The sequence below is a fragment of the Microbacterium sp. ZW T2_14 genome (genome assembly GCF_044987405.1).
Taxonomy (GTDB): domain Bacteria; phylum Actinomycetota; class Actinomycetes; order Actinomycetales; family Microbacteriaceae; genus Microbacterium.
Window position 1 is genome coordinate 1 of record NZ_JBJDRK010000108.1, and the last position, 5358, is coordinate 5358.

Here is a 5358-nt window from a genome sequence, read left to right on the forward strand (position 1 = left end):
GAGCGTGCCCGGACCGAAGGGCATCTCCCGCGCGCGGCCGCCACGGAGCCGTTCGGTGAGGGCATGGCGCTCGGTCGGCGTCATCACGCCCACCTCGAGCGCGACGTCCGTGATTCCGGGAACGGATGCCGCGGCCCTGCGCACGTCCGACGCGATCCGCTCGGCTGCCGGGCAGCCCACGATGGTCAGGGCGATCGCGACGTGCGCGACCCCGTCGTCGACGGAGATGTCGCGCACCATGTCGAGCTCGCCGATCGGCCGTCGCAGCTCCGGGTCGGAGACAGCGCCGACGGCGGTGCGGACGGCGTCCGCGTCCGTGGCGACGCTCATCTCGTGGCGCCCTCGTCCGCCGCGTCGGGGCTGTTGTCGAGCTTCTCGAGCAGCGTGCGCAGCTCGGACCGGAGCACCTCACGCGTCACGACCTGGTCGGCGAAGTCGTTGACCGCCATGCGCAGGGCGACGACCTCGCGGGCGAGGTACTCGGTGTCGGCGAGATTGCGCTCGGCGCGCTGCCGATCCTGCTCGATCTGCACCCGGTCGCGGTCGTCCTGGCGGTTCTGCGCCAACAGGATGAGGGGAGCCGCATACGACGCCTGCAGCGACAGGATCAGCGTCAGCAGGGTGAAGTTGGTCGCGGACGGGTCGAACTGCAGCTGCGGCGGCATGAAGATGTTCCACGCCAGCCATACCGCGACGAAGATCGTCATGCCGATGAGGAAGCCGGAGGTGCCCATCGCGCGGGCGAAGGCCTCGGAGAAGCGCCCGAATCTGTCGCTCGACTGCTGCGGGGTCCGCTGCAGCATGCCGGAGCGGCCCCGGGGAGCGTCGAGTGAGGGCTGTCGGCTGGCGCGTGCCATCAGCGCCTCCTGCCGCTGCTCTTGGGCGTTCCGAACGTCAGCGTGCCGGCTGTGTTCGTCGTCACGACGTCGGACGCCGGGCGGCGCTCGTCATCCTCCGCATCGTGAGATCGCCAGTCCTCGGGCAGCAGGTAGTCCAGCACGTCGTCGACGCTGACCGCGCCGACGAGCCGGTGGGCGGGGTCGACGACCGGGAGCGACACGAGGTTGTAGGACGCGAGGAGGCGCGCCACCTCCGCGGCCGACGCGGTGGCCGGGACCGGATCGAGCGTGTCGTCGATGATCGCACCGAGGCGCTCGTGCGGCGGGTAGCGCAGCATCCGCTGGAAATGCACGGTCCCGAGCAGCCGGCCGGTGGGTGTCTCGTAGGGCGGCAGCGTCACGAAGACCGCCGCCGCGAGAGCGGGGTGCAGCTCATGCCGGCGGATGAGGGCGAGTGCCTCGGCGATCGTCGCGTCGGCGGAGAGCACGATGGGCTCGCTGGTCATGAGGCCGCCCGCGGTGTCAGGACCGTACTTCAGCAGCGCGCGGACATCCTCGGCCTCCTCGGGCTCCATGAGGTCCAGGAACTCCTCCCGCTGGTCCTCCGGGAGCTGACCGAGCAGGTCCGCCGCGTCGTCGGGCTCCATGGCGTCGAGGATGTCGGCGGCGCGCTCGTCGTCGAGGGCCTCGAGAATGTGGACCTGGTCGCCCTCGGGCATCTCTTCGAGAGCGTCGGCGAGACGGTCGTCGGGGAGCTCCTCGACGACCTCGAGGAGCCGGTCCTCCGGAAGGTCGAGCAGCGTGTTGGCCAGATCTGCCGGACGCAGTTCGGAGTAGGTCGCGACGAGCTGCTCGGCGGACTGCGCCTCGCCGGGCACCTGACTCTCGCGTACGGCGTCCCAGTTCGCGAACGTGGTCGAGCCCTTGGCGAACGGAGACGCGCTCGTCTTGGGCTTGCGCAGGAAGAGCTGCCCGACATCCCACTCGCCCAGGCGGTTGCGCTCGATGGCGACATCCTCGATCACGGCGGTGCCGGAGCCGTCCGCGAAGAACACTCTGCGGCCGAGCATCTCGGCCATGACGCGGACCTCGCCGCCGCGCTGCTGGAAGCGTCGCACGTTGATGAGGCCGGTCGTGATGACCTGGCCGGTGGCGATCGAGGTGACGCGCCCGATCGACACGAAGACATGACGCCGGCCGGGGATCTCCACGACGAGCCCGATCACGCGCGGCGGATCGTCTTTTCGGTAGATGACGACGACGTCGCGGACCTTGCCGAGACGGTCGCCGGCGGGGTCGAAGACCGAGCACCCGGAAAGGCGCGCGACGAAAACCCTCTGCGTGCTCACACGTCCCAGCGTAGTCCGCGTGCCATGGGAGGATGGGGAGATGACCATGATGGGAGGGCGCTCTCCGCAGGCGTCCGATGCGGTCGGTCAGACCGTTGCGAGCTTCCCCGCGTACGAGGCCGCGCAGAAGGCGGTGTCGTCGCTGATCGCGGCCGACATCCCGGCGCGCGACATCGCGATCGTGGGTCAGGGGCTGCGTTCCATCGAGCGCATCACGGGTCGCCTGGGTTACGCGTCGGCGGCGCGTTCCGGTGCTGTCAACGGAATGCTGCTGGGACTGCTCTTCTCGGCGATCCTGGTGATCGGGTCCCCCTCGGTGCCGATCCAGGCGTTCGTCGGAGTGCTGTTCGTCGGCATCGCGATCGGCATGCTGATGAGCATCGTGGCGTACTCGTTCGTGCGCCGTCGCCGTGACTACGCCTCGGTCATGCAGGTCGTCGCCGATCACTACGAGGTCACCGTCACCGACAACAGCGTGCATCGGGCTCGGCAGGTGCTCGGCCCCCAGACCACGGCGGCTCCGGCTGCCGCGGCCGCCCCGGCGAGGCCGGCCGCTCCGGCGGAGCCGTCGGCTCCCGCAGCACCCACGCCCGCCACGGCGACAGAGCCGCCGAAGTATGGCGAGCGAGTGGTCGCGGATGCGGATCAGCCGGCCCCGAGCGCTCCGGCGGAAGGCGCGTCTGCCGCAGCGCCCAGCGCCACAGTGCCCAGCGCGACATCGGCCGAGCCGGAGAGCCCGGACGAGGCAGATGATCACGGCGAGGCGTCTGCCGGCACCGGCCGCGACTCGCAGCACGATGCGGCCGCCGCGGCACCCGAGCACACCCGCGCCGGCGACGACGAGCGCGCATGAGCGGAGGCGGCGGTCCCTCGCGGACCACCGTCGCGCTCCCCAACGGAAGCGTCGAGATCTCAACCGACCTCGTTGGGCCGGACGAGCCCTGGGCGTTCGCCGCACTCGCACACGGCGCAGGCGCCGGGTATCGGCATCCGTTCCTCACCGGCTTCGCGGACGCCCTCGCCCGGGAGGGCGTCGCGACGCTGCGCTTCAACTTCCCTTATGTCGAGGCAGGACGACGGATGCCGGGGCCCGCTGCTCACGCCGTCGCGACGTGGGCCGCTGTGCATGCCGCCCTGGTGAAGAGCGCGGACGGGCTGCCGATCTTCGCGATGGGCAAGTCGTACGGCGGACGCATGGCGTCGATGGCCGCCGCGGAAGGCGTGATCGATCCGTCGGGGCTGGTCTACCTCGGCTATCCGCTCCACCCGCCGGGAAGTCCGGACAGGGCGCGTACCGCGCACCTGCCGGACGTGCCGCAGGCGCAGCTGTTCGTCGAGGGCACCAACGATCCGTTCATCGACCCCCACGACCAGCTGGAGGCGGCGGTCGCGTCGTGTCGGCAGGCTGAGATCGCCTGGATCGACGGCGGTGGCCACTCGTTCGAGGTCAAGGGCCGGAAGCGCCCGCCGGCGGAGGTCGCCGCCGAGCTCGTTCCTCTCGTCGTCGCGTGGATGCGCCGCATTCACTCCGGTGGCGGACCCACGTAGCGGCCCCGGGGCCGCAGGCGCATCGGACGCTCGTCGTACTCCTCGACCGCGTGGGTGATCCAGCCGGCGATGCGGCCGACGGCGAAGACGACGGCGCCGGCATCATCGGGCATCCGGGCCCAGAGTGCGAGCGCGCCGAGGGCGAGGTCCAGGTTCGGTCGTGCGTCGGCGCGACGCGCCACTTCACCCGCGACCGCATCCACCGCCGCCAGCACGTCGTCGGCGCCGGGTGTCTCCCGCAGCAGTTCCAGCAGGACGGCGGCCCGCATGTCGCCGCCGGCATACAACGGCTGGCCGAACCCGGGGACGCCACGCCCGCCGTCCCGCACCGCGCGGGCGATCGCTGCGGGGGCCGCGTCCCCCTCCTGCACGGCGCGCAGCATGCGGACGGCCGCGCGGCTCGCGGTGCCGTGCAAGGGCGCGTCGAACGCGCCCAGGGCTGCCGTGACGACGGCATAGCCGGATGCCCGCGCCGAGGCGGCGACCCGTGCGGCGAGCGTCGAGACGGCGAGGTCGTGGTCGATCACGAGGACGAGCGCGGCATCGAGCAGGCGCCGTCCGTGCGGATCGTCGGACGCCGCCAGCGCACGCCACAGCGTGGGAGCGATCGCGTCGGGGTGGTGCTGCGGCCCGAGCGCGGCGGGAAGTCCGGTGAGAAGTCGCGCGCCGACGCGAACGAGGTGCGACGGGTCGGGGTCGTCGCGCAGCGGGTCGGTGGCGCCGAGCGCCGCGACGGCTACCAGTATCCGATCCAGGGACGAGGCGGTCTCGCCGAGGGCGGCGATCGTGCGGCGCGCCACGGCGACGTCGTCGGCCGAAGGCCCTCGCAGCGACGGCACATCCCAGAGCCATGCCACGACCTCTTCGAACGACTGCTCGCGTGCGAGGCGTGCGGCCGATCGCTCCCGGTAGTGCAGTTCGTCGTCGTCGATGTGAGCGAGGCGGGTGTCGAGCACCATGAGCGGGGTCCCCGGGGCCGCAGCTCCCGGCGTGGGGCCGCTCGAGCGGCGGCGCCGCTGCGCGAAGGCCTCGATCTCGAGCGGGTCGAACGACGAGCCGGCGGCGTCCCGCTCGCGCGAGAGCAGACCGCGCGACACGTAGGCGTACAGCGACTCCGGCTTGACACCCAGACGTGCGGCCGCCTCCCTGGCGGTGAGGCGGGGCAGATCGCTCATCATATTGATCCGATCAAGATTGACGAAAGGGTGATCAAGTTCCGACACTGACTGTAGCGGTATCGTCCGCCCGACATCCCTGACGGACGGCCAGAACGACAAGGAGCTGACATGAGCACGACGACACAGTCCGCGACGACCGACGTGCCGCGAGGTCTCGCCGGCGTCATCGTGGCTGAGACCACCGTGAGCGATGTCCGCGGAAACGAGGGCTTCTACCAGTACCGCGACCACTCCGCGATCGAGCTGGCGGCGTCGGCGACCTTCGAGGACGCGTGGCAGCTGCTGGTGACAGGCGAGACGGCGACGCCGGACTCGCGCGCGGCGTTCGGCGCCCGCGTCGCGGCCGCCCAGGGGCGACGCGGCGACATCGATGCCGTCGTCGACGCCGTGGCGTCGGCGACACCCGCGGTGCTCGCCGGGCTCGCTGCGGCCTGGCCCCTGCTG

General features: G+C 71.6%; 7 protein-coding genes. 3 read left to right on the forward strand and 4 right to left on the reverse strand.

The annotated features are described in order from the left end of the window. From ACI3KY_RS19970 to ACI3KY_RS19980, 3 genes are all read right to left on the reverse strand, one after another. Positions 1-330: iron-sulfur cluster assembly protein (locus ACI3KY_RS19970; protein ID WP_404931869.1), on the reverse strand; the 330-nt coding region annotated here is incomplete at its 3' end. Next, the gene (locus tag ACI3KY_RS19975) at positions 327-857 is read right to left on the reverse strand and encodes a DUF1003 domain-containing protein (protein ID WP_404931870.1); all 531 of its coding nucleotides are present in this window, start codon (positions 855-857) and stop codon (positions 327-329) included. The genes ACI3KY_RS19975 and ACI3KY_RS19970, both read right to left, overlap by 4 nt. Continuing rightward, the gene (locus tag ACI3KY_RS19980) at positions 857-2188 is read right to left on the reverse strand and encodes a magnesium transporter (protein ID WP_404931871.1); all 1332 of its coding nucleotides are present in this window, start codon (positions 2186-2188) and stop codon (positions 857-859) included. The genes ACI3KY_RS19975 and ACI3KY_RS19980 overlap by 1 nt, the downstream gene beginning before the upstream one ends. Before the next feature lie 40 nt (positions 2189-2228). Here ACI3KY_RS19980 and ACI3KY_RS19985 point away from each other — a divergent pair, with 40 nt between their 5' ends. Further along, positions 2229-3041 carry a general stress protein gene (locus tag ACI3KY_RS19985; RefSeq protein WP_404931872.1) on the forward strand — a complete coding sequence of 271 codons (813 nt, stop codon included), beginning with the start codon at positions 2229-2231 and terminating at the stop codon, positions 3039-3041. Then, complete coding sequence (locus tag ACI3KY_RS19990; RefSeq protein WP_404931873.1) at positions 3038-3736, forward strand: alpha/beta family hydrolase; 699 nt, start codon at positions 3038-3040, stop codon at positions 3734-3736. The genes ACI3KY_RS19985 and ACI3KY_RS19990 overlap by 4 nt, the downstream gene beginning before the upstream one ends. Here ACI3KY_RS19990 and ACI3KY_RS19995 read toward each other — a convergent pair. Then, complete coding sequence (locus ACI3KY_RS19995) at positions 3712-4911, reverse strand: citrate/2-methylcitrate synthase (RefSeq protein ID WP_404931874.1); 1200 nt, start codon at positions 4909-4911, stop codon at positions 3712-3714. The two genes, ACI3KY_RS19990 and ACI3KY_RS19995, sit on opposite strands and share 25 nt — an antisense overlap. Before the next feature lie 111 nt (positions 4912-5022). Here ACI3KY_RS19995 and ACI3KY_RS20000 point away from each other — a divergent pair. Continuing rightward, positions 5023-5358, forward strand: a 336-nt coding sequence (locus ACI3KY_RS20000) for a citrate/2-methylcitrate synthase (RefSeq protein WP_404931875.1), incomplete at its 3' end; no start/stop codon positions are given.

Coding starts and splice junctions, on each gene's coding strand:
- ACI3KY_RS19995 (WP_404931874.1), bottom strand. CDS start 4,911: ATGAGCGATCTGCCCCGCCTCACCGCCAGGGAGGCGGCCGCACGTCTG.
- ACI3KY_RS19975 (WP_404931870.1), bottom strand. CDS start 857: ATGGCACGCGCCAGCCGACAGCCCTCACTCGACGCTCCCCGGGGCCGC.
- ACI3KY_RS19985 (WP_404931872.1), top strand. CDS start 2,229: ATGACCATGATGGGAGGGCGCTCTCCGCAGGCGTCCGATGCGGTCGGT.
- ACI3KY_RS19990 (WP_404931873.1), top strand. CDS start 3,038: ATGAGCGGAGGCGGCGGTCCCTCGCGGACCACCGTCGCGCTCCCCAAC.